At 39.6% G+C, this 23177-nt stretch carries 23 protein-coding genes and 2 riboswitches; of the genes, 14 read left to right on the top strand and 9 right to left on the bottom strand.

Annotated elements, in window-relative coordinates:
- Positions 1-115 precede the first annotated feature (115 nt).
- A complete protein-coding gene (locus CSV75_RS13935) occupies positions 116-1078 on the top strand; it encodes a tRNA dihydrouridine synthase (protein WP_099676316.1) in 963 nt (320 codons plus the stop codon).
- A gap of 128 nt (positions 1079-1206) precedes the next feature.
- On the opposite strand, the gene CSV75_RS13930 is transcribed toward CSV75_RS13935, so the two are convergent.
- The gene (locus tag CSV75_RS13930; protein WP_099676315.1) at positions 1207-2373 is read right to left on the bottom strand and encodes a pyridoxal phosphate-dependent aminotransferase; all 1167 of its coding nucleotides are present in this window, start codon (positions 2371-2373) and stop codon (positions 1207-1209) included.
- Positions 2374-2602: 229 nt separating this feature from the next.
- Positions 2603-2714: riboswitch (SAM riboswitch) on the top strand.
- Positions 2715-2835: 121 nt separating this feature from the next.
- Here CSV75_RS13930 and CSV75_RS13925 point away from each other — a divergent pair.
- Genes CSV75_RS13925 through CSV75_RS13915 form a run of 3 tightly spaced genes read left to right on the top strand, consistent with a single transcriptional unit; the run spans position 2836 to position 5352 of the window.
- The gene (locus CSV75_RS13925) at positions 2836-3849 is read left to right on the top strand and encodes a methionine ABC transporter ATP-binding protein (protein ID WP_099676314.1); all 1014 of its coding nucleotides are present in this window, start codon (positions 2836-2838) and stop codon (positions 3847-3849) included.
- Entirely contained in the window at positions 3842-4510 is a 669-nt protein-coding gene (locus CSV75_RS13920; RefSeq protein WP_099631836.1) for a methionine ABC transporter permease, read from the top strand. Before CSV75_RS13925 ends, CSV75_RS13920 begins: the two co-directional genes overlap by 8 nt.
- Positions 4511-4527: 17 nt before the next feature.
- The gene (locus CSV75_RS13915) at positions 4528-5352 is read left to right on the top strand and encodes a MetQ/NlpA family ABC transporter substrate-binding protein (protein ID WP_099676313.1); all 825 of its coding nucleotides are present in this window, start codon (positions 4528-4530) and stop codon (positions 5350-5352) included.
- Positions 5353-5439: 87 nt separating this feature from the next.
- On the opposite strand, the gene sdaAA is transcribed toward CSV75_RS13915, so the two are convergent.
- Positions 5440-7062: an L-serine ammonia-lyase, iron-sulfur-dependent, subunit alpha gene (sdaAA, locus tag CSV75_RS16670; protein WP_369825388.1), complete on the bottom strand. Its 1623-nt coding sequence runs from the start codon at positions 7060-7062 to the stop codon at positions 5440-5442.
- A 403-nt stretch (positions 7063-7465) separates the two neighbouring features.
- On the opposite strand from sdaAA, the gene CSV75_RS13905 reads away from it, so the two are divergent.
- Entirely contained in the window at positions 7466-7951 is a 486-nt protein-coding gene (locus CSV75_RS13905) for an STAS domain-containing protein (RefSeq protein WP_099676311.1), read from the top strand.
- A 57-nt stretch (positions 7952-8008) separates the two neighbouring features.
- On the opposite strand, the gene CSV75_RS13900 is transcribed toward CSV75_RS13905, so the two are convergent.
- Positions 8009-8446, bottom strand: a complete 438-nt coding sequence (locus CSV75_RS13900) for a universal stress protein (protein WP_099676310.1) — start codon at positions 8444-8446, stop codon at positions 8009-8011.
- Positions 8447-8744: 298 nt separating this feature from the next.
- Here CSV75_RS13900 and CSV75_RS13895 point away from each other — a divergent pair, with 298 nt between their 5' ends.
- Positions 8745-9311: a DUF4256 domain-containing protein gene (locus tag CSV75_RS13895; protein ID WP_099676309.1), complete on the top strand. Its 567-nt coding sequence runs from the start codon at positions 8745-8747 to the stop codon at positions 9309-9311.
- 106 nt (positions 9312-9417) lie between these two features.
- Entirely contained in the window at positions 9418-10053 is a 636-nt protein-coding gene (locus CSV75_RS13890) for a GGDEF domain-containing protein (RefSeq protein ID WP_099676308.1), read from the top strand.
- Between the two features lie 161 nt (positions 10054-10214).
- Here the strand turns inward: CSV75_RS13890 and CSV75_RS13885 are convergent, their stop codons facing one another.
- Together CSV75_RS13885 and CSV75_RS13880 are read right to left on the bottom strand one after the other, a co-directional pair.
- Positions 10215-10871, bottom strand: coding sequence for a reverse transcriptase-like protein (locus tag CSV75_RS13885; RefSeq protein WP_099676307.1), 657 nt, complete (start codon positions 10869-10871; stop codon positions 10215-10217).
- A 399-nt stretch (positions 10872-11270) separates the two neighbouring features.
- Entirely contained in the window at positions 11271-12524 is a 1254-nt protein-coding gene (locus CSV75_RS13880; RefSeq protein ID WP_099676306.1) for a dicarboxylate/amino acid:cation symporter, read from the bottom strand.
- Positions 12525-13057: 533 nt separating this feature from the next.
- On the opposite strand from CSV75_RS13880, the gene CSV75_RS13875 reads away from it, so the two are divergent.
- The 4 genes from CSV75_RS13875 to CSV75_RS13860 all read left to right on the top strand — a co-directional run bounded on the left by CSV75_RS13875 (position 13058) and on the right by CSV75_RS13860 (position 15823).
- The gene (locus tag CSV75_RS13875; protein WP_158231671.1) at positions 13058-13591 is read left to right on the top strand and encodes a TetR/AcrR family transcriptional regulator; all 534 of its coding nucleotides are present in this window, start codon (positions 13058-13060) and stop codon (positions 13589-13591) included.
- A gap of 440 nt (positions 13592-14031) precedes the next feature.
- Entirely contained in the window at positions 14032-14583 is a 552-nt protein-coding gene (locus CSV75_RS13870; protein ID WP_099676304.1) for a biotin transporter BioY, read from the top strand.
- A 165-nt stretch (positions 14584-14748) separates the two neighbouring features.
- Positions 14749-15162 carry a universal stress protein gene (locus CSV75_RS13865; protein ID WP_099676303.1) on the top strand — a complete coding sequence of 138 codons (414 nt, stop codon included), beginning with the start codon at positions 14749-14751 and terminating at the stop codon, positions 15160-15162.
- Between the two features lie 250 nt (positions 15163-15412).
- Entirely contained in the window at positions 15413-15823 is a 411-nt protein-coding gene (locus CSV75_RS13860) for a universal stress protein (RefSeq protein WP_099676302.1), read from the top strand.
- A 56-nt stretch (positions 15824-15879) separates the two neighbouring features.
- Here CSV75_RS13860 and CSV75_RS13855 read toward each other — a convergent pair whose 3' ends face one another.
- The gene (locus CSV75_RS13855; protein WP_099676301.1) at positions 15880-17142 is read right to left on the bottom strand and encodes a dicarboxylate/amino acid:cation symporter; all 1263 of its coding nucleotides are present in this window, start codon (positions 17140-17142) and stop codon (positions 15880-15882) included.
- A 383-nt stretch (positions 17143-17525) separates the two neighbouring features.
- On the opposite strand from CSV75_RS13855, the gene CSV75_RS13850 reads away from it, so the two are divergent.
- On the top strand, positions 17526-17765 hold the full coding sequence (locus tag CSV75_RS13850; protein ID WP_099676300.1) for a DUF6526 family protein: 240 nt from the start codon (positions 17526-17528) through the stop codon (positions 17763-17765).
- A gap of 137 nt (positions 17766-17902) precedes the next feature.
- On the opposite strand, the gene CSV75_RS13845 is transcribed toward CSV75_RS13850, so the two are convergent.
- Genes CSV75_RS13845 through CSV75_RS13835 form a run of 3 tightly spaced genes read right to left on the bottom strand, consistent with a single transcriptional unit; the run spans position 17903 to position 20708 of the window.
- Complete coding sequence (locus tag CSV75_RS13845; RefSeq protein ID WP_099676299.1) at positions 17903-18673, bottom strand: energy-coupling factor transporter transmembrane component T family protein; 771 nt, start codon at positions 18671-18673, stop codon at positions 17903-17905.
- Complete coding sequence (locus tag CSV75_RS13840; protein ID WP_099676298.1) at positions 18651-20117, bottom strand: ABC transporter ATP-binding protein; 1467 nt, start codon at positions 20115-20117, stop codon at positions 18651-18653. Before CSV75_RS13840 ends, CSV75_RS13845 begins: the two co-directional genes overlap by 23 nt.
- 21 nt (positions 20118-20138) lie before the next feature.
- Positions 20139-20708: an ECF transporter S component gene (locus CSV75_RS13835; RefSeq protein WP_255406664.1), complete on the bottom strand. Its 570-nt coding sequence runs from the start codon at positions 20706-20708 to the stop codon at positions 20139-20141.
- Between the two features lie 81 nt (positions 20709-20789).
- A riboswitch (TPP riboswitch) is annotated at positions 20790-20901 on the bottom strand.
- Between the two features lie 187 nt (positions 20902-21088).
- On the opposite strand from CSV75_RS13835, the gene CSV75_RS13830 reads away from it, so the two are divergent.
- Together CSV75_RS13830 and CSV75_RS13825 are read left to right on the top strand one after the other, a co-directional pair.
- A complete protein-coding gene (locus tag CSV75_RS13830; RefSeq protein ID WP_158231670.1) occupies positions 21089-21661 on the top strand; it encodes an exonuclease domain-containing protein in 573 nt (190 codons plus the stop codon).
- Positions 21662-21889: 228 nt separating this feature from the next.
- The gene (locus CSV75_RS13825; RefSeq protein ID WP_099676296.1) at positions 21890-22762 is read left to right on the top strand and encodes a YitT family protein; all 873 of its coding nucleotides are present in this window, start codon (positions 21890-21892) and stop codon (positions 22760-22762) included.
- Positions 22763-23177: the final 415 nt, after the last annotated feature.

The following is a 23177-nucleotide window of genomic DNA, read 5'->3' as shown; positions in this document are numbered from 1 at the left end:
TCGATGCATTTTTTGTATAATAGTAAGACTGGCATCTGTAAGGGATAAGTATATGTAATAAAACCATTTCTGTACATGCAGGTGCAAGTTATGAAGAGAGGATTTGAACGTAACGATGAGTACTAATTTTTGGCGTGATTTACCACGGCCATTTTTTATATTAGCACCGATGGAGGATGTGACGGATGTGGTTTTTCGTCACGTAGTAAGCGAAGCTGCACGTCCTGATGTATTCTTTACCGAATTCACAAATACGGAAAGTTTTTGTCATCCAGAAGGAATTTTCAGCGTGCGCGGACGTTTGGCATTTACAGAAGACGAACAGCCAATCGTTGCTCACATTTGGGGGGACAAGCCTGAACATTTTCGCGACATGAGTATTGGAATGGCCGAACTTGGTTTTAAGGGATTGGATATCAATATGGGATGCCCTGTGCCAAATGTAGCAACAAAAGGTAAAGGCAGTGGTCTGATTAACCGTCCGGAAACAGCTGCGGCAATTATCCAGGCAGCAAAAGCTGGCGGATTACCTGTTAGTGTAAAGACTCGTCTTGGCTACACAGATATAGAAGAGTGGCATACATGGCTCAAACATGTACTGGAGCAAGATATTGCGAACTTGTCGATTCATCTTCGTACCCGTAAGGAAATGAGTAATGGGAATGCACATTGGGAATTGATTCCGGAGATCAAGAAACTTCGTGATGAAATAGCGCCTGACACACTGCTGACGATCAATGGAGATATTCTTGACCGTCAAATGGGTCTGGAGCTTGTGGAAAAATACGGTGTCGATGGGATTATGATTGGACGCGGAATTTTTAATAATCCATTTGCATTTGAAAAAGAGAAGAGAGAGCATGATCATAAAGAGTTACTGGATCTATTGCGTCTTCATCTGGATCTATTTGATAAATATTCGACAGAACTAGAACCGCGGCTATTTAAACCGTTACGTCGTTTTTTTAAGATTTACATTAAAGGCTTCCGTGGAGCGGCTGAACTTAGAAATGAATTAATGAGTACGAATACGACAGATGAAGTGCGTGCATTACTGGATAGTGTGGAACTCGATTAATACATTTTAGATAATTCATAGCGGACATGATCTGTTTATATAAGCGAAAGCCTCCTTGCCATTCCAGGAATACTGGTATGAGTAAGGAGGCTTTTTATATAATGAGGTGATAGCGGAATGATTTCTTGTTACTTAAATAAACCGAGCTTTTCAATACGGCGAACCGCTTCTTGCAATCGTTCTTCACTTTCTAACAACCCGACTCGAATATATCCTTCGCCGTATACACCAAATCCGTTCCCTGGCGATACCGCGACATCTGCTTTATCCAGTAATAAATTGGCGAAGGTTTCACTTGTAAAGCCTTCTGGGACAGGTAGCCAAGCGAAAAACGAACCAGTAGGTGCTGTAACGTCCCAACCTATGCGTTCACATTCCGTTAGCAATACCGTCAGACGACCTTCATAGAGCGCCACTAACTCTTCGACGCATTGTTGGGGACCCGTCAATGCTTCAATAGCTGCACGTTGAATTGCTGGGAAGATGCCAGTGAATAAATGGTCTTGCAATACGTTTAATGCTTCTATTATTTCAGAGTTGCCGACTGCAAAACCGACTCGCCAGCCTGCCATATTATACATTTTGGACAGAGATAGCATTTCAATGCCGACTTCCTTTGCTCCTTCAGTTTGTAAAAAACTAATCGGTTTCTTACCTTCAAAACCAATGCCACCATACGCAAAATCTTGTAAGACCGCAATCTGATGTTCTTTGGCAAATGCCACCGTTTTTTCATAAAATTCGGGTGTGGCTGTAACACCCGTTGGATTACTAGGATAGTTTAAGTACATGAGTTTGGCATCTTTTTTCTGATCATCCGTTAATTTATCGTACTCAGGAAGAAATCCATTCTCCTTACGTAGCGGCATTGTATCATATCGAATGCCTGCTAAGCTGACGCCGGATAAGTAATCAGGATAACCCGGGTCTGGCAGCAATAATAATTCACCTTCATTCATAATAGCAAGAGGTAGTTCTACGACACCTATTTTTGTACCGCCAAGTACCGCAACTTCTGTTTCGGGATCAATCGTGACATTGTATTCACGCTGATAATATTCAGCGACTGCTTGTTTTAAAGCAAGTGTCCCCCGAAATGGAGAGTAACCGTGTGTAGCTGGATCTTCAACGGCTTCTTGCAATGCTTTAATAATATGAGGAGGTGTTGGCTGATCAGGATTTCCACGTCCTAGGTTAATCACATCTCTGCCTTCATCCATAGCCTTTTCTATTTTATTTAATAATAATGTAAAGAAATGCGGAGGGAGTTGTTGTAATCGGTTGGATAATGCCATAGTCTATTCCTTCTTTCTTTGATAGGGTATGTGCGTTAAGTATACATAGATCATACTAGACTTTTCAATAGAAGGATGGTTATTCGATTCTAGAGGATTGCCAAAACTAGTCAATGGAATTTAAAACTGATAGAATAAGTCGGGTATTCTAATAAATTGGCGTTATTCACCTTGACAGTTTTATTAATTCAGATTAGTATATGTTTTATGCATATAATTTAATAGCAATCTCTTATCAAGAGCGACGGAGGGAAATGGCCCGATGATGTCCAGCAACCCCTTGAATGATACAAGGAAGGTGCCAAATCCTACAGTATGGTTTTCCATCTGAGAGATAAGCTGAGAATATTTCAGTCCCTCTTTCATTTAGAAAAATGAAAGATTTTTTTATTTAGAATAGAAATAAACTATAACCAACTGTTGATGATTATTATTTACTTGAATGTAGAAAGAAGTGAGAATATGATCCAAATTCAACATTTGTCTAAGGAATATCGGACAAAAGAAAAAGTGATAAAAGGTGTAGATGACGTATCACTAGACATCGAGACTGGAGAAATATTTGGCATTGTCGGTTATTCAGGGGCCGGAAAAAGTTCGCTTATACGTTGTTTGAATTTGTTGGAGAGGCCAACGAGCGGCACTATTTTAATAGATGGTGTAAACTTAACGAAACTTTCGGGGATCGAGCTTCGGCAGGCACGCTTGAAGATCGGAATGATTTTTCAGCACTTTTATTTAATTAGTCAAAAGACCATTTTTGAAAATATCGCATTCGCTTTACAGGCAGCGAAAATGCCTTCAGATAAAATAGAGAGCCGCGTAATGGAACTTCTCGAAATGGTGGGGCTGTCTGACAAACGCAATGTATATCCTGCCCAGCTAAGCGGGGGACAGAAACAACGCGTTGGTATTGCGAGAGCACTAGCCAATAATCCATCCGTTTTGCTTTGTGATGAAGCGACATCTGCACTGGACCCTAACACGACCATGTCCATTTTACGATTGTTAAAAAAGATCAATCGAGAATTGAATATCACCATTGTTTTAATTACGCACGAGATGAATGTGGTAAAAGAGATTTGTGATCGCATGGCGATTATGCAAGACGGAAAAGTGATAGAAGATGGGCAAGTATATGACATCTTTTCTCATCCAGTTCAACCATTAACGAAGGAGTTTATCAGCAGTGTGGTGTCTTACGACATTCCTGAAGCCGTCATGTCCAATTTGGTCGGTACATTGATAAAAATCACATTTAAAGGTGAAGTAGCGATGGAGGGTGTAATTTCCGATACTATGCAGAAATATAAGGTCAAAGGAAACTTCCTGCATGGTTCGATTGAATATATTCAAGAACGAGCACTTGGGATTTTCTTGATGGAATTACAAGGTGAGTGTGAAGAAGTAGATCAAGCGATTGCATACATACTCGAACAAAACGCACAAGTGGAGGTGATCCGACAACATGTTTGATCTATCTCACATCATGGAACTCATGCCGGATATTACAAAAGCATTTGGTGAAACATTGTACATGATCGGCATCTCGCTTACGATTGCGCTGATTATTGGATTGCCGCTTGGCGTTCTGTTATTTACAACAGATAGAGGATTATTTTTAGAGAACCGTGCAATTAATTCGGTTGTTGGGTTTCTCGTCAACATCATTCGCTCCATCCCATTTATTATACTACTTGTGGCTCTAATACCTTTGACGAAACTGATTGTCGGAAGTACGATTGGACCAGCAGCTGCCAGTGTATCGCTTTCCGTTGCAGCCATTCCTTTCTTTGCTAGGATTGTTGAAACATCAATGCGTGAAATTGATAAAGGGGTTATAGAAGCAGCAATTTCAACGGGTGCTTCGCCCTGGATGATTATTTGGAATGTGTTATTGCCTGAATCAAAGTCGAGTATTATCCAAGGACTTACACTGACGTTAATTAACTTAGTTGCCTATTCGGCAATGGCTGGATTTGTTGGCGGAGGTGGAATTGGGGACCTCGCAATACGTTTTGGCTATTACCGATATGATGACAGTATTATGCTTGTCACCGTCGCCATTCTAATAGTACTGGTGCAGTTGATTCAATTTGGTGGGGATCGTTTTTCAAAAATGATAGATAAAAGATAATAGGGGAGAGATGGATTATGAAGAAACTGGTACTTGCATTCATTCTAACTGCGTTAGTTGCGGCATTAGCGGCTTGTGGAGAAGAAAAGTCTACTGAAAAATCGGATGACGATAAAAATATTCACTTTGGTGCAACTGCAGGTCCTTATAGTGACATGCTAAAAAAAGCAATACAACCTGGACTTGAGGAAAAAGGATATACCGTTGAAATCACGGAGTTTAGTGATTATATACAACCCAATATTTCGTTGGATAGCGGAGATATAGATGCGAACCTGTTCCAAAATATCGCGTACTTGGAAAACTTCGAGAAAGAAAATAAAATGGAACTCTCTGAATTGATTATCGTACCGACCGCGCCATTAGGTATTTATTCAAACAAATATACATCTCTTGATGAAATTGAAGAGGGATCAACTATTACTATTCCAAATGATCCAGTGAATGCTGCGAGAACGTTATACGTATTGGAAGATGTAGGGTTAGTGAAAATGGATGAAGGCATTGACCAATTAACGGCATCTGAAAAAGATATCACGGAGAACCCAAAAAACTTAGTGATTCAGCCGGTTGAAGCAGGGCAATTGCCTCGTTCGGTAGAGGGGGCTGACTTGGCTGCAGTACCTGGTAACTTTGCAATTGCAGCAAATATGGATTTGTTAGACGCATTAGCTTTAGAAGATATGCCCGATCAGTTCCGTAATGTTGTAGCCGTGAAAACAGAAAACGTAGATAAGCAATTTGCGAAAGACATTATTGAAGTAGTAGAATCTGAGCAGTTTTTAGAAGTGATTGAATCCGAATTTAAAGGTTTCGGTAAACCAGCTTGGATGGAAAAATAATAGTTGGATGTAAAGGAATACGGTAAAAAATATACCAGACTTGAAGACAATAGAAAGTGTCTTCAAGTCTGGTATTTTACTGCGTGTTTATTCTGTCTCTACTAATACAATATCATCAATAATAGGCACGTCGCGTTTTAACTCCGTAAGCATTTTTTCATCTACAGAGCTATCGATTTCACAAATCGTAATAGCGGGGCCGTCAATTGCAAATCGTTCATTCGCCATACGGGCAATATTGATTCCTTTTCTCGAGAGAATACCTAAAAGATCTGCAATGACGCCTTTTTGATCGGTGTGGCGAATCAATAGTGCTGGACGTTCGCCTGAGAATTTTAATGGATAATCATCAAGTTCCTGTACTTCGATTTTGCCTCCGCCAAGTGAACTGGCGAGGACTTTTATTTTGTTGGTCGGTCCTGTTAACTCGACGAGCACGGTATTTGGATGATAGCTCCCAAGCACACGTTTCGTAAATTCATATTCTAATCCTATCTCAATCGCAAGTTCTATCGCATGCGGAATTCTATCATCTGTCGTATTGTACCCCATGACACCAGCAAGAAGTGCCAAGTCGGTACCGTGTCCTTGATAAGTCGTTGCGAAAGAACCCATTAGTGAAAACTTCGCATGAATGGGTTGCTCGTTCAATAGCTGATGTGCAACGTTTCCAATTCGTACGGCTCCAGCAGTGTGGGAGCTTGATGGCCCAATCATGACAGGACCGATGATTTCATAGGCACTTTGGTATTTAGCAGGCGCACCACTGCTTTTTTCTTTTGACTCTTTTTCTTTCCCGAATACTTGGTTTTTCAGTTTTTGCCCTGTGGGTGTACCAGCTAGGCCACCGATACCCGTTTCGCGCAGTGACTCTGGCATATTCTGTCCGACTTCGTGCATGACATGGATCACTTCGTCTGGAGGGATGATACTCACCACTCCTGCCATCGCCATATCTGCAGCCGCTTCAGCTGTGATGGCATGTAGTCCATTTCGAATGATACAAGGGATTTCTACAAGACCCGCCACAGGATCACAAACAAGTCCCAATGAGTTTTTCAGCGCAATACCTATTGCATGACCGACTTGGTCAGGTGTGCCACCGGCAAGTTCCACTAATGTTCCTGCCGCCATTGCAGTAGCAGAGCCGATTTCTGCTTGGCATCCTCCTGCAGCTCCAGAAATGGAAGCGCGATTTGCGATGACTAAGCCTAGCGCGGAAGCCGTGAACATGGATAAGACAACTTGTTCGCGTGTGTACTTGCCACTATCTAGCGCATGTACGAGAACGGCAGGCAAGATTCCTGCTGATCCCGCAGTAGGGGTTGCGACGATTCGTCCCATATTCGCATTTACCTCTGAGACAGCTAGCGCATTTGCAGCGGTGTGTAGAGTAGAAGGATGAACGAAAGAATTCCCCTTTTCGGCATAGTCATATAAGCGCTGTCCATCACCGCCAGTTAGTCCTGTGCGTGACATTACGGATGTAGTTGTCCCTTTACGAACAGCTTCTTCCATCACCGTAAACTGTTCTGACATTTTCTTGATGATAGTTTCCCTCTGCATGCTTTTTTGCTTAATTTCGGATTGAATCATTAACTCGTATATTGGTTTTTGACTCTGTTCCGCATGCTCGATCAGTTGGTTTAAGCTTGTGAATGCCATATGTGCTTGCTCCTTAATGAGAACTGTTCGAATATAAAGATTCAAGAAACGTTCTCGTTATATTTAATATAAATCATTGTATATTTGAAAGCGCTTACCTTTTATTATTTGTTATATTACGTGAAATGTCAATCAATCGAATAGATTCTAAAGCATCTAAGGCCCAGTATCTTTTGTATATATTTACTAACTTTACAGATCTGATAGCAAATAATGATACGAGTTGTTGTATGAGTTCCGTAATCTCGCTTGTATCGGGTTGATAAGCCGTATAATTAAACTCCTTTGATTGGATATTTACTAATTTAGTCTATCGTGTTAAATGTATAGTTTCAACGATTTGCAACGAACTGGATAAGTCCAACACGATCATCTTATGGTATGATTAATCCATGAAAATATAAGTATGTGAATATACAATATTACTTGCTAGGTGGGGGATTCTTACATGAATGGAGAAACAAATTCAGCACAAGAAATTACAGAACTTAGAAAACAAATGATAAAGTATGAGAAAATTATAGAGGATTTATCAGCGCCAATAATTCCTTCTATCGTACCAGAAACCATTTTAGTTCCGCTAACCGGAGTTCTTTCAGTAGGACGCTTTATGCATATCCAAGAAAAGATTGTGCAAAGAATATCTGCTAACAACATACTTACAGTAGTCATTGATTTTACCGATATCAGCACATTGGCAGTAGAAGAAAATATGGGGTATGAGTTATTGAGTGAAAAAATTAATGAATTGGTCAGTGTGTTGCAATTAATGGGCACAGAAACCATTTTTGTAGGTTTTTCACCGGAGTTTGCTCAAAATTTAATTCTATCCAATGTATCGAAATTTAATCAAATTCGTGCGTTTACGAATTTCCGTGAAGGTCTTCGATACTTATTGGATCAAAAGGGAATGGAAATTGTTTATAAAAAATAAACGAATGCCTGTGTAACAGCGGATTTTTAAGTCTACTGTTATACAGACATTCATGTATTATTTTACACTACCTCGGACGACCAATACGTCACAGGATGCAGTCAAAACAATTGCCTCAGAGACAGAGCCTAGAAAAAAATGCTCTGCGTTCTTCACACCTTGAGCACCGCAGACGATTAAGTCGGCTTCTATTACTTGAGCAAGTTCTTTGGAAATACTTACTTTCGGATCACCATGTTTGATGTATGTTTCCACATCGTCAATACCTTTATCTTTAGCAAGGGTTTTACAGCTATTCAGCAAATCCCCTATGCGTTGCTCTTCCCGTTCTAGATAGGAAGTGTCATCTTCGTCAATCGAAAAGATATCAATGACGCTGACGATGTGCAATCTCGCATTTTCTTCTAGCTTTACAACCTCTATCGATTTATAAAAAGCCCGTTTTGCCTCACTTGAACCATCTACCGCGACTAGAATATTCATATATCCATTCATCTTAAAATCTCCTCCCGAAAATCAGAGTCATCTTTCATTAGTCCGATGTAATAACGATAGTATGGTAATAATCTGCTTATTATTATACCATGTTTATAAGTGAAATCTGTTAATCCATAGAAAAATCCGAGAGATCTGTGAGGTAGTACCTTTACGTTTTCTAGTCACCGGGCACAGTATGACCATTAATTTTCGTATGATAGTTTGAAAAAATGGCTCAACTACTTGTATAAAAAATTAAAATGAACATACTACACCTAGTAACCAGTGCGTTAGAGTGAATAAGGAGGAAGAGAACATGACAAATGTAAATAACAGGTTATCAACAGAACAACTGGAAAAAATCCTCGAAACACTTCAATTACGTTTCGTGAATAATATGTTTCGCCACGCAGATATGGATTGGTCTTCATTACATGCCAAGCTTTTAGAAAACGGGGAAAAGCTATGGTCCCTTAATGAAATGGAAGTTACAGGAGGGGAACCAGACGTGGTGGATTATGATGAAATCACGGGCCAATATATCTTTTTTGATTGTTCAGCAGAGAGTCCTGTCGGTCGCCGAAGTGTTTGCTATGATCGAGAAGCTTTAGAATCTAGAAAGAAGAACAAGCCGGAGAACAACGCGATGGATCTGGCGAATGAGATGGGAATTGAATTATTGACGGAGGAACAATACCGTTGGCTCCAACAGTTTGGGGAGTTTGATAGAAAAACATCGAGCTGGGTGCAGACACCAGAAGAAATCAGGAAACGTGGTGGAGCTCTTTTTTGTGATCGTCGATATGATCAAGTATTTTTGTATCACAATGGAGCAGAGTCGTATTATGCTGCAAGAGGATTCCGAGGCTCACTCAGACTGTGAACTAGAAAGTACTATAATCTGTGTAGTTTCAATTAACCATTCTCTTTTCTAGTGTATTTCATCTGTGGTAAGATTGAGAAAATGTAGTTTGATATGGGGATGTATTATGAAGTATAGAGGTAGAGTAGTGGCGTTGTGTATTGTTATATTGTTCAATATCTTACGCTATTGCTATTACAATATCTATTTAGGTTATCTGTTCGAAAAGAGTTTCTTTATTTTGACAGGGATTTTTTTGCTGGTTGCCTGGATCGGTGGTAGACAATACGACGTAGCCAAGTTTTACGCAGAGAAAGATCCGCTAACCAATGCATATAATCGGCGGACAATAGATAAAGTATTTAGGAAACAGATTTCCCAATATAGTAATCAAAGGAAGAAAATTGGCGTAGTATTGATTGATCTTGATGATTTTAAGAATATAAATGATACATTCGGTCATCAAACAGGTGATGAATTATTACGTCAAGTTGCCGAACTAATTATGAGTAATGCGAAAAAAGAAGATTATGTTGTGCGATGGGGTGGCGACGAGTTTGTGCATGTAATTCTCGATTTAAAAGAGGATACTCTTTCAGACTATGTTCGGTGTTTAAGAAGTAAATTATCCAATTTGGATATAGAATCGGTCAACGTTGTTAGCGCTTCAATGGGAATCGCAGTTTATCCGGATGATGGAGAGACTTTTGAGGCGTTGATTCAGAAAGCAGATACATCCATGTACGAAATGAAAAAAGCATAATTAGTTTCTAATCCTAGTTCAGTCTGCATAACAGACTGAACTAGGATTTTTGATGTGAAAAAATGTTGGTGATGTATTAAATGTACTATGCACTTCGGTAAGAGTTTAACGAATGATGCGACTCGGATATACAGGATAGCTAGTAGTTATGCCTAAACTTCTCACGTTCTCTCAATAGTCGCTGTAATTTCCACACCCGTCAAAGCCTGTGTGGCTAGACGGTCTGCTTCGCTGTTCTTCTTGCGTGAAATTAGTTCATACCGTGGTTGGAATCCTAAAGATTCCATCTTTTCTTCAATTTTATTCGCCCAACTGTACAGTTCTTCTTCAATTACAGGCCATTCTTCGCTTAAATGATTGATTACGACCCGTGAGTCACCCATAATCTCAATGGGTAAATGGTGCGCTCCAAGCGTTTCAAGTTCTTGCAAGCACAGATGAAGTGCTGCATATTCTGCTTCGTTGTTTGAGGATAAGTGTGTAGCAATGGCATTTTTTCGTAGTCTATAAGATTTACCATTTTGGTTATAATAGAGTACGCAACCGAGACCGGCCAACTTTGTATCCCAATCGAATCCACCATCGAAGTATACAGCGATATTATGTGGCTCTGTTTCGATGCCCTTCAAATAGCTTTTTAATTCCTTAATAGTCCAGGAACTATCAAATTGATCTGTAAACATGATTTGCTTTGTGCGACCTGTTTTCTCTAAGTCCTCAGCAATTAGCAGGGCTTGGTCTGCAGGTAATTCTCCGGACTTGAAAACGGTTGTTGTTCCTTTTTTTGATTTATAGTGCCATTCAATTAATACATTCAAAGTGATCCCTCCCATGTATTCAGTTTATCCGATAAAGACATATAAAAACCTATTAATAAGTAAATGATATCGACATAACGGAGATAATGAATATGATCTTGAGCCATACTTTTATGAAGGTACGAAAACGTATGCTTATGAAGTCTATGAACAATTTCAAGGGCATACGGTGAAGTCGGTCGTGAATGAAGTAACTCTTGCGGAAGGTTTTGCCATTGAGTCACCAGCCTGGTCCAAAGAAATAGTGGAAGCTATTAGGGAGACTGGAGGTATGTTCATTACTATCTCTGAAGATGAAATTTTAGAAGCCCGCATCAGTTTCCAACATGACAAAAAACTGCACGGAAAGCTGTCATGTTTTGTGCACATGAGAGTTTCCCGTACAGGAATTAGTGAAACTTATGCAATTTCCGTATTCTTTGGCGCCTTTTCAACATCTGGCTCACCTAACACACCTTCTGTTTGCGCAACGATAACAGCACATGCAGCGTCACCGGTAATGTTGACAGCTGTACGCACCATGTCAAGTAAGCGATCTACTCCGAGAACGAGCGCAATTCCTTCAACCGGAAGTCCGACTGATGTCAGAACCATTGCTAGCATGATGAGGCCCGCACCTGGAACAGCAGCCGTTCCAATACTAGCCAGTACCGCTGTTAAAACAACAGTGAGTAACTGTCCTATAGTTAATTCAACGCCATAAGCCTGTGCGATGAAGATTACAGCTGCCCCTTGCATAATTGCGGTACCGTCCATATTAATAGTGGCCCCAAGGGATTGCGTGAACGAACTAATAGACTCGGGTACTTTTAACTTTTCCTGCGCTGTTTTCATTGAAATCGGTAGTGTTGCAGCAGAACTTGCTGTACTGAATGCAACAACTTGTGCTGGAAAGAAGTTTTTAAAGAACCAAATTGGGCTACGCTTACCGATCAATGCGATTGATCCGCCATAGACGAAAATGGTATGGATTACGAGGGCTCCGAGAACCACTCCCATATACATACCCATTACCTTCAGTGCATCTATACCCTGGCTTCCAACAGCTGATGCAATCAAACCGAATGCCCCGTATGGCGCGAACTTCATGACAAATGTAATCAGATACATAATGAGTTCATTTGCTTGCTCGAAAAACTCTTTTACTCTTTCAACTTTACTACCCATCATGGCCATTCCAAAGCCAACCAATGCTGCAAAGAAGATAATCTGAAGCATATTACCTTCTGCCATAGCACTAACCGGATTTGTAGGAATAATTCCTAATAGGGTTTCTGCTACTGGTGGAGCTTCTTGTGCTTCGTAAGTGGCATTGGCTGTTTCAAAATTACCTCCTTCACCAGGCTTTAATAATAGACCGAGTGAAATGGCAATGACTAGGGCGATGGCTGTAGTTATCAAGAAATAGCCGATGGTCTTCCCACCAATTCTACCTAATTTCTTCGGATCACCAATTCCAACCGTTCCAAGGACGATAGAAATGAACACCACGGGCACGACTAGCATCTTCATCAGATTCAAGAAGATTATACCAAGTGGTTTAAAAAGAAATGCGTCAGCTTTTGTAAAAAGACTAGGAGTGAAGATATTCAATAGTAAACCGACGACGACCCCTGCGATTAGGGCTATAATAATATTTCTGGCCAACTTCATACATATCCCTCCTTAACATAATCTATTCAATTAGTAAGTTAAAAATGTAAGCGCTTTCTTTCTATTATTCGATATATTTTGCAGAATGTCAACTAATCTGTTATATACATAACAGATTAGTAAATAGTTAAGGAGAAACAATGAAAGCGTGTAAAGTTAGTTTGGTGGTTATTCCCAACCAAGCAATTCGCAAAAGAAATAAACTTTGCGTAAGTTGAATTTCTGTAGCACCCATTCGCCAGAAAGCGTCCAATCCATAGTATACATACTATTAAATTATATCTGTCGTGAGTCGTATGTATAACGCCTTATAAAAGTGTAATAGTTAATATTAATATATAGTAAGAATAATTTAATCAGAACAAGTAGATTGATATCTTTTAAAATTCAATATATTGTTTGGTTTTATTCGCATATCGCTGTACAATATAATATATATATGAATAATTTTTATATGAAGATGGGAAGTGGGTTAACTGAAAAAAAGAGGCCGACGAGTAGGGGCAGATGGCGAAAAAAGTCGTAAAACACTTTTGGAAATTTCCGCTACACAATTCGCTATTCATGGTTTTTATAAAACGAAGATTAGTGAAATCGTGAAGGAAGCAAATGTCACACAGCCAACGTTCTACTTATATTTTAAAAGTAAAGAAGCTGTATTTCAGGAATTAGTCGATATATTCAAAGAAAAATTATATCATCAAGTAGCACAAAGCAAACTTCCCGCAGATATAGCAGAAGAGGGGCTAATGGAGCGTATTGCTTATGGTTTATGTGCTGTTTTTGAACTATTCCAGCAGAATGAAGAAGTTGCACGGATTGGTTTTGTTGTTTCGGAAGAAGCCGCTAACATTAAAGAACAAATGACCGCACAATTAGAACGTAATCTTAAAGAAGAAGCAGAGCTTGGATATTTTCATACCAATATAAACTTTGGCGTTGTCGCTGCAGCAATGGTTGGAGCTATTGAATATCTCGCGATCACCAAACTTTGGACGGGCACACATACACCAGAAGAACTGGCTGAAGAGATTACACTCTTATTTTTACAAGGGTTGAAAAAATAAGAATTGAATACACAAGCATAAGCTCAAATATAGAGTTTATGCTTTTTACTTCTGAAAACATATCAAAATAGGTTGTTAAGCACATGTGAGATGGGACTCCAGTTGAAGGGGTATAATCCATGGATAAATACAAAAAAGAATCAAATCAGACAAGATGATGAAGAATCGCATGAAGGCAGTGAGATCAAACAGTGAAATCATTCAATTTTTCGTAATGCTTAGAATTGATAACATAATGGAAAAAGATGCGTATTTGCTAGGTGGTTTATTACCTTCAGTGGCTAAAATGATAATGGAAGTATAAAAGTCTGAAAAAGTGTAATCCATCTAACGTCCTAGAGTAAACAAATAACTAGAAACGATTGACACATATATTTATATACTATAAAATACATGTCAACGCTACTTAAGGAATGGTTTACTCAAAGGGGATTAAAGAAATGATAGACTCACGAAATAAATTGAAAATGATGATTGTAACCGCATTATTCGCGGCCATTATCGGTATTATGGCACAGCTAACGATACCACTGCCATTAGTTCCGATTACAGGACAAACACTTGCAGTTGGCTTAGCAGCTACTATTTTAGGTTCACGTTATGGAACGATTTCTGTACTAATATATTTAGCTATGGGAGCGGTAGGGATGCCTGTATTTTCGGGTATGTCTTCAGGGTTCGGTGTGATTTTTGGACCTACCGGCGGATTTCTAATTGGCTTTATCCCAACCGCATTCATTACGGGTTATTATATGGAGCGCACAAGTTTCAAACTATCAAATGCAATTATTGCAAATATCATTGGAATGTTCATCGCCTTAGCGTTTGGTACAGTATGGCTAAAGTTTATTGCGGAACTTTCTTGGACAGCTGCTGTCATGGCGGGCTTTGTTCCATTTTTAATCGGTGGTTTCATCAAAGCATTTCTTGCAGCGTGGGTGGGTATTACAGTTCGCGGAAGATTGCTCGCTAATCGATTATTGCTCGCTTAATTTAATCTCACATTATAAAAAACGTTAATTCATATTATATGAGTTAACGTTTTTTTCAGATGTGTTAGTCCATTCGTATTCCACATTGATTGGATTACTGAATATTATCGTCTTCTGGTATATACTAACAATAGTGATTATTCGAAACAATGGGGGGCTGTTAGTATGAAAATTGCTGTAGCTATAGATGGTTCTGAACATGCTTTTCGTGCAGCGAAATATGCGCTGACACTTTTAAAAGATGCACAAGACGCGGAGCTTGAAGTAATTTCTGTAACCGACTATAACAAAGTGGAAGATGAACAACTCCTGTTGCAAAATCTAAAAAGCTTATCCTTATATCAAGATCGAATTGTGAGGCCAGTAGTGAAATTGGCGGAAAAAGTCGGAGTTAAAACGAGTATCACGCTGTTACGAGGAAATCCAGACCATGAAATCATTAAACATCTGCAGACAGCAAATGTTGAGCAATTGGTACTGGGTAGTCGTGGAATGAACATAATGCAGGAAGTAGTGCTTGGTAGTGTAAGTCGCAGTGTAATGGAGCAAGCAAATTGTCCAGTCACAATTGTTAAGTAAATGAAGTGGTCATATTGTCTTGTTACTGGACTTTAATATTAGAATTATGGTTTTATAGGAAGCTGATTGTTGGATTTTTGTTAAATAATTGGTAGAATGATTTTGGATTGATAGAACAGGTATTTACTGCTGGACTATATGATTCGTGAAAAGGGTATAGAGTATGAGAATGGAATGTTATGTCTGTGACGGAAGCTGAGAGAAGATCTCAATTGTACAAACGTAGAAAGTAGTTTTAGGAGGTTTTATCATGAAGATTGCTGTGGCGGTAGATGGCTCAGATAATGCATTACGGGCAACAGATTACGCGATCATGTTAATGAAACAATTTTCTGGAGCGAAACTGGAATTGATCCATGTGATCGACTTTAATAAAGAGGATGAGCGATTGTTAAAACAAAGTCCTAACAGTCTTGCTATGTACCAGAAGAAGAAGATGCAATCGGCATTGAAGTTAGTCAATGATAGTGGAATCGTAGCAGAAGTTACAATGCTCCGGGGAAATCCGCATCAGCAAATCATTAAACACGTAAACACGAATGAAATTGATCATCTCATCCTAAGCAGTCGCGGTTTAAAATTACTTAAAAAGCTAGTTATGGGTAGTGTCAGTCAAAAAGTAATTAAACATGTGAATAGCTCTGTCACGATAATTAAATAAACAATATAAAGCAGAACTGCCGTAGCGTATCCTACAGATATGTTACGGCAGTTTTTTTAGAGTCTTTTACTGTCCACGTATGCTGGTTCTGGACTATGCATTTTCATGTCGGTAATTGAAGAATTACCTTCCCACTTATCTAGTATCACTGCATTGGCTGTATTGCCAAATACGTTCAACAATGTGCGGAAGCCATCAGTCAAACGATCCACTCCAGCGACAAGCGCAATACCCGCAAGAGGTAAGTTGGCGGCAGCAAGTACGGTGGACATCATAATGATACCTGCCCCTGGAACACCTGCTGTACTAAATGACACGACAAGTGCACTGACAATGATCGCTAGGATTTGTGTGCCACTAAGTTGGATGTCAAATAGCTGAGCAACGAATAAAGCATTGAATGTCTGTAAAATGCAAGCACCGTCACGCTTCAAGGCAGTTCCTAAAGGTATTGCAAAGCCTGCAATATCCTCCTTCATTTTAAATTCTTTTTTGCTATTTTCAATAGCGACCGGCAACGCAGCATTGGAGCTAGCAGTACCGAATGCGATACCGAATGTCGGCTGGAAGCTTTTCCAGAAGTGCTTTGGAGACACATGTAAGAAGCTTAGAATAACAAAGTACGCGATAGCCATCAGTGTCAAAGCTAAGATTAATCCTAAGATATAAACAAATAACTTCTGCACAATATCAAGACCTTGGGTGGCAATTACGGAACTGATTAAGGCGAAAACACCTATTGGAGATAATTTTAAAACAAGCATTGTAATCTTTTCTACGATAGCATGTACGCTTTCTACGAATGAAAGAAATGGTTTTGCATGACTGCCAGCCATACGAATTCCAATGACAACAATAATTGCCGTGAAGATAATCTGCAACAAATTCCCTGTTGCAAATGCTTCGAATGGATTGGTAGGAACTATCGAAATTAACCATTCAAGTATACCTTGTCCTTCCTTTGCCTCGCCGGCTGCCAATTCCCCTAAGCCATCTACCATATTCCCTGGTTTCAAAACTGAAGCGGTAATGTAGCCAATGACAAGCGCGAGTATGCTTGTGCTTATGTAAAGGAATAATAACTTCCCTGTCAACCGTCCAACTTTTTCAGAGTTATCTATACTAGAAAAACCTACAATCAATGATGTAAAAACAATGGGTACTACTACGAACTGGATTAAGCTCAAGAAAACTTTACCGATTGGAGAAAGTACGTATTCATTCAATAGAGGTACTGCTTGTGGGAGAAGGATATTTAGAATAATCCCGAAAACAATGCCGAACACGAGACCGACTGTGATTTTTGTTGAAAGTTTCATAGAAAACAACTCCTTAAAATCTTATTGATATAGTAGGTTTAATATAATGAAATGTATATGCTTTGTCAATACTAATAATTCTAACTATTCGAGAGTGCATACTATTCGCTAGGTTTGTTGAGTCTTGTTCCATAAGAACAAATGGTTTCGTGATTATTTGAAACGACTACCCCAATAAATAGCAATTACGTATATATCAAATATTAAATAATTTACTATACCCATGCAGGTATATAAGGAGAGATAGATGAAAGAACAATAGTATAAAAACAATACACGCGTAAAACCTATGCAATACTATTTTTGGTTACCATTAAGCTTTCTATTGCTTTTGATAACAGCAATCTATGAAATTTATCAATTTGTAAAGCATGGTTTTTCCAATGCAGATTATGCTATTATTCGCTGTTATCGTTCTCGCTATTATTCCAGGAATGCTCACACGTATTTATGCGTTGTATTTGCAAGATCGGTTAATTGTCACGGAAGAGCAGCTTCGTTACTTCATGCCGACGGGTAACAGTTTACCTACAAAATTGATGAAATCACAATGGATTGCATGGCGATTTGCTTCAGATAGAGATTTATGTGGAGCTTATGGATTGGTATCGGGCAGTATTTGAAGAGCTGTCACCCCAGAAGCTAAAGAAGTCCGTAAAATCATTAGCATGTGGAATGTAAAAAGAGAGCACAGAATCTGAACTAGAACTGTGCTCTCTTTTAATGTGGTTATACAGGATATGTGTTGGTTATCGAGTAACTATTTATAAACAGATAGTAAAAAAGCTAGAGATAAACTACATATCATGACGAGTACAAAAACCACGTCTATTCCATTATACCGTGTAGGATAATAATACGTCCTTGCAGCACCCATCTGATACTGTTTCGCTTCCATCGCAACGGCAATGCGTTGCGCACGGCGTATACTTTGGGCAAAAAGAGGAACGGTATAGGATTGCAATCGCGCATACACACCTTTAATCCCTTTGGAAAACTGTATATTTCGTACTTTCAACGCGTTCCTGCGAATTTGCAGCTCTTCAGTGACAGCAGGAATTAAACGAAAAGCTGCAATAAAGCTATAAGCATATTTGGACGGCAGACGAAACTGCTGCATCATAGCATAAAAGAATAGTATGGGTTGGATTGTTAAGATAAACGTAAAACCGACGAAGCCAAATGAAAGTGATTTACTCCCGAGCAACAGCGCGTGTTGAATACTCTCCTCGGAGATCTTGAATAGTCCCCATTGCCACAACACCGTTTCACCCTTACCGAATAATAACATCGTCAATCCAGTGGATAGGAATGAAATGACTAACGGAATGGAAAGCAATAAAAGTTTCTTTAGTGAATAGCCACTGAATACATAAAATAATATTCCATATAGAATAGCCTGTGAGATAGCAAAAGGTAAACTTTGATTCACAAGCGTAATGATCAAGAACGCAAAAAATACGATGAATTTTAGCGCTGGATTGACTCGGAATAGCCAGGTTTCGCGTTTAGGTGTGAACCAATTGAACATCCATCGCACCCCCTACGCCACTATCCGTTTGCACAACGCCATCTACTACAGTCCAAACAGCAGTAGCAAAGTTCTCCACAATTTCCGTATCATGCGTAACCATCAAAATTGTCATGCCTTTCGTGCGCAACTGCTCCAGTTTCTCAAGAATAGCGAATGTGTTTCGTGCATCCTGTCCAAAAGTAGGTTCATCGAGTAACAAGATATCCGTACTAGGAGTAAGGGCAGTTGCTACACTCAAGCGACGCTTTTGGCCCGTAGATAGTTGATAAGGATGGCGTGAAACGGAATCGGGCAGGTTAAATAAGCGCATCAATTCCTTCGCATACATGTTTGCATCGGCTTTTGGCATACCGTGCAAAGATACTGTTAATTCTTCCGTAATCGAGTTCGTTACAAATTGTAGTTCGGGATTTTGAAAGACGAGCGATAGACCTTTCGGGAGTTGCCGTTTCTTCTTTTTCCATACAATGGCTACGCCGTTCACTTCATAGACGCCGTTAGTCCGAAGCAATTGCATAAGAGATAAAAGCAATGTACTTTTACCTGAACCATTTTCCCCTACAATTGTAATCCAGTCACCGGCCTGTACAGTCGCATGCTTGGCAGAAATCTTCTCCACTTGACCACGATAACCGTGAAAATCCTCGATATGAATTTTCTCTTGTGATGAAACCGCTTGACGATTTAGCATCATCAATTGAAATGCATCAGAAGTTTTATATTCTTCCCATACCCCTGGATACCAAATGCCATAACGTTTCAGTTCTTCCTGAAAGTTTGCAAAAATATCTGCAGGTGAACCGTCTGCTAGTATGACACCATGATCATTAAACAACACAACACGATCTACCCAGTCAGCAATCAAATCGATTTTATGCTCCACGATGATCACAGTTTTATCAGCGGTTGCTTCTTTAATAGAAGTCCAAATCTGTTGCGTGCCTTCCGGATCCAGTAATGCGGAAGGTTCGTCCAGAAATAGCACGTCCGGTTCCAATAATAAAACAGAAGCCAATGCCAACCGTTGTTTCATACCTTGAGACATTTCGTTGATGGGCGTGTGGGCATCTATCAAGTGCAAGTTTACACGCTTCAACACCTCCTCAATAAGAGGGGCCATTTCTTCACGCGGCACTTGAAGATTCTCCAAAACGAATGCGAGTTCTTCATCGACGTAGGTCATACAGAACTGTGTATCTGGGTCTTGGAAAACGAACCCCCACGAGTCAGGTAACTGAATGCTTGTTGCTTTCATTGGCAGTTCGATAGAGTTCGGGATAATGCCACTCAGTACTTGAAGTAAAGTGGATTTCCCACAACCGCTAGGACCGAGCATAAGAACTTTTTCACCGGGCTGAACAGAGAAGGAGAGGTCCTTAAAGACCAAAGCATCTTCTCCAGGAAACTTCAGTCGTAAATCGGTAACGCTGATGTTATTCATAGTTGGATCATACCTCCGCTTTTACTGATCAAGCATCGTATATTCTTTCTTATCGACGGGGCGAATTAGCGATGTCACACCTGTTGCTTCTAGCGCTTTTACAATAAACACAGCGAAAATACCTGTGAAGATGAATGCGCTGATTGCACGTAATCCGTATTTCACAATGAGTGCCCATGTTTCGAGTGCTGCATAACCATAAATCAAATCAAGTCCGAAACTTGCAAGACATGACGCGACTCCTGCTAACCCTGCAATTAAAATAGAATAGCGTCGATAACGGAATGCAGCGAACAATAATTCAGCAGCAAGTCCTTGTACGAATCCATACATCAATACTTCAATACCATGGCCGGCAAATGCAGACAAGGAAGCCCCCGCAATACTTGCGATGAATGCAGTACCGGGCTTTCGTAATAATAGGAAGGCAAACGGCCCCACCATGAACCACATACCGTAAAGCAGTTGACGTGCAACAGGCATGATCGGTTTGACGACAGTGTATAAATCATCCCAAAACTTCATGAGCACGCCAAATACAACGCCGATCATGATGGTGATCAATAAATCGGTAAACTTTAACTTTTTCAAACTCTTCCACTCCTCGTTATTTTTTATACAAAAAAGCCGTCTGAAGAGCAGACGGCCGAGGAAGGAAAGAGATTCCTGTATAATTCCATCGATCACGCTCTCTACGCTGGCATTACCCAGATCAGATTAACGGTCAGCAGAGGATTCATCTGCTATCTCAGCCTGATTCTCTCAAGCACCCGGACGGACAATCATGTAAGCAATCCTAGTATACAGCACGTTGAATTGTGTGGCAACTTATGAAATTACTAGACGTTCAATTAAATGCTGACAGTTCAAATGGAACATATTGTATTGAAATCCTGATATACTAAAAGGATAGAACTGTTCATAATTATATTCTCGATATCATGCAAATAGAGTGTAAAAGGAGTTTTCACATGACAAAACATATAGCATTTATTGACGTGGAGACAACAGGCATGCGTGCCGAGACGAGTGAAGTAATCGAGTTAGGGGTTATGCTTGGAGAGTATGAAGATAATCGTATTGTTCGAGTGGCAGATGAGTATTGCGAGTTTCAAGAACCGTTCTATTCTATCTCCCCGATAATTACCCAGCTCACTGGCATTACCGATCAGATGGTTAGAGGGAAGTCGCTTGATATGGATAGAATACTAAAAATACTAGATCAAGCAGACGGTATAGTAGCACATAACGCATCATTTGATAGGGGCTTCGTCAGTCGACTATTACCTGAAACGCTCGACATGGACTGGTATTGCTCCGTCAGACAAATCAAATGGAAAAATTACGGATTTGAAAACGGCAAACTGCAACAATTGCTGAGAGCGCACCGAATTCAAGTGCATAACGCCCATAGAGCGCTCGATGATGCGAAGAATCTAGCTGTGTTGCTGAACTCATCCAATCCCAGCTTGGCGGATGATACATTCATCTCGTATTTGATGAATAAAGCCCCAATGAAGAAACCAGCAAAATCAAGATTTTAACTACTAGAAAGACCAGTCATCATGGGATGACTGGTCTTTACCTTTTCGATACGACTCTTGGGTTACTGCGGCCATGTGGTTTGTATGCTACTACTATATTTAGTCGCGCGTCATGTCATTGATACAAAAAACTACAAAAATCTACTGTCTTTGGAATAGTTTATATCGATAAAAGGGTATGGTAAATAGAAGTATGTGACTTACTAAATAACTGAAAGGAATGAGATAATGAAAGTAATTACAAAGAAGTCACATAAGACATTACGTCTTCTATTTCAAGCCTTTTTCGTCATGATGGGTGCAGTGATTACAGCGTATGGACTTGAGTCAGTCCTTATTCCAAATAATGTATCGGATGGTGGGGTTACAGGACTAAGTATTGTGGGTTCTAAAGTTTTTGGACTTCCGTTAGGTGTATTAATTGCGATTTTAAATATACCGTTTATCTTCCTTGGTTACAAACAGGTAGGTAGGCGCTTTGCAGCACTTTCTGTGGTGGGCATCGTATCCTTAAGTGCCAGTACAAGTTTAATGCATCATATTCCCATCATTGTACAAGATGATACATTATTGATAACTGTCGTTGGCGGAATCATTATTGGAGTCGGAATCGGAATAGCTTTGCGTAATGGTGGAGCACTCGACGGTATTGATATGCTCGCAGTATTGCTTTCGAGAAAACTTCCATTTGGGACAAGTGATCTAATTTTACTCTTAAATATCTTTGTCTTTATTGTCGTTTCAACCGTCTTTGGGTTGACTGGTGCGATCATGTCAGCAATTGCTTATTTCATCGCATCGAAAGTCATATCTATCATGGAAATTGGATTTAGTGGTTCCAAAACATATAAGATTGTAACGGATCAACCTGAATTGATGATAGAAGAGATTCACGGACGTTTAGGTCGGAGAGCAACATATCAAGTAGTGCAGGAGAGTTTTACAAAAGAGGAATTCATAGAAATCACTTGTAATATTTATCATTTGGAAGATAGTAAGATGAAAGAAATCATTCGTGACATAGATAAACATGCATTTGTAACGGTATATGAAGTTGTAGAAATTAAGCGAGGCAATTTTGGCAGAAGTCAAGCACGTTAAATGGATGTGGATTGAAAAAATATTTGTCTGCAGAATATAATTGTACAGTAAGTAAGTCTAGCTTTGGTAAAAGAGTGTAGGGATTAAAATATTACAACTTCGCAAAAGGAAAACAACAAACAATTACACATCTGTTTTAAAGGGAAAAGTATCTAGAATACTAATCACATATGTGAAAGCATTATTATTAGCCCTTCACTAACGCAGTGATCTTGATGCTTATTCGTCTATTTTAATAAGACAAGTGTTGTAACATGTACGGAATTCTGTATGTAAATGTATTGTAAACAAAACCTTATTAAGTGGAAGTGAATATGGATTCCAAAGTAGATAGTCTTCAATATGATCGATTAGGAAACAATCATGATACAAAAGTTAGACCTGTAGATGTGGAACCACTGATCTTCTAGTATGC

Origin of the sequence: Sporosarcina sp. P18a, assembly GCF_002743135.1 — a bacterium.
Lineage (GTDB): Bacteria > Bacillota > Bacilli > Bacillales_A > Planococcaceae > Sporosarcina.
This window is presented reverse-complemented; position numbering and strand designations above follow the sequence as displayed.

Coding starts and splice junctions, on each gene's coding strand:
- CSV75_RS13935 (WP_099676316.1), top strand. CDS start 116: ATGAGTACTAATTTTTGGCGTGATTTACCACGGCCATTTTTTATATTA.
- CSV75_RS13930 (WP_099676315.1), bottom strand. CDS start 2,373: ATGGCATTATCCAACCGATTACAACAACTCCCTCCGCATTTCTTTACA.
- CSV75_RS13925 (WP_099676314.1), top strand. CDS start 2,836: ATGATCCAAATTCAACATTTGTCTAAGGAATATCGGACAAAAGAAAAA.
- CSV75_RS13920 (WP_099631836.1), top strand. CDS start 3,842: ATGTTTGATCTATCTCACATCATGGAACTCATGCCGGATATTACAAAA.
- CSV75_RS13915 (WP_099676313.1), top strand. CDS start 4,528: ATGAAGAAACTGGTACTTGCATTCATTCTAACTGCGTTAGTTGCGGCA.
- CSV75_RS13905 (WP_099676311.1), top strand. CDS start 7,466: ATGAATGGAGAAACAAATTCAGCACAAGAAATTACAGAACTTAGAAAA.
- CSV75_RS13900 (WP_099676310.1), bottom strand. CDS start 8,446: ATGAATGGATATATGAATATTCTAGTCGCGGTAGATGGTTCAAGTGAG.
- CSV75_RS13895 (WP_099676309.1), top strand. CDS start 8,745: ATGACAAATGTAAATAACAGGTTATCAACAGAACAACTGGAAAAAATC.
- CSV75_RS13890 (WP_099676308.1), top strand. CDS start 9,418: ATGAAGTATAGAGGTAGAGTAGTGGCGTTGTGTATTGTTATATTGTTC.
- CSV75_RS13880 (WP_099676306.1), bottom strand. CDS start 12,524: ATGAAGTTGGCCAGAAATATTATTATAGCCCTAATCGCAGGGGTCGTC.
- CSV75_RS13870 (WP_099676304.1), top strand. CDS start 14,032: ATGATAGACTCACGAAATAAATTGAAAATGATGATTGTAACCGCATTA.
- CSV75_RS13865 (WP_099676303.1), top strand. CDS start 14,749: ATGAAAATTGCTGTAGCTATAGATGGTTCTGAACATGCTTTTCGTGCA.
- CSV75_RS13860 (WP_099676302.1), top strand. CDS start 15,413: ATGAAGATTGCTGTGGCGGTAGATGGCTCAGATAATGCATTACGGGCA.
- CSV75_RS13855 (WP_099676301.1), bottom strand. CDS start 17,142: ATGAAACTTTCAACAAAAATCACAGTCGGTCTCGTGTTCGGCATTGTT.
- CSV75_RS13850 (WP_099676300.1), top strand. CDS start 17,526: ATGCAGATTATGCTATTATTCGCTGTTATCGTTCTCGCTATTATTCCA.
- CSV75_RS13845 (WP_099676299.1), bottom strand. CDS start 18,673: ATGTTCAATTGGTTCACACCTAAACGCGAAACCTGGCTATTCCGAGTC.
- CSV75_RS13840 (WP_099676298.1), bottom strand. CDS start 20,117: ATGAATAACATCAGCGTTACCGATTTACGACTGAAGTTTCCTGGAGAA.
- CSV75_RS13830 (WP_158231670.1), top strand. CDS start 21,089: ATGACAAAACATATAGCATTTATTGACGTGGAGACAACAGGCATGCGT.
- CSV75_RS13825 (WP_099676296.1), top strand. CDS start 21,890: ATGAAAGTAATTACAAAGAAGTCACATAAGACATTACGTCTTCTATTT.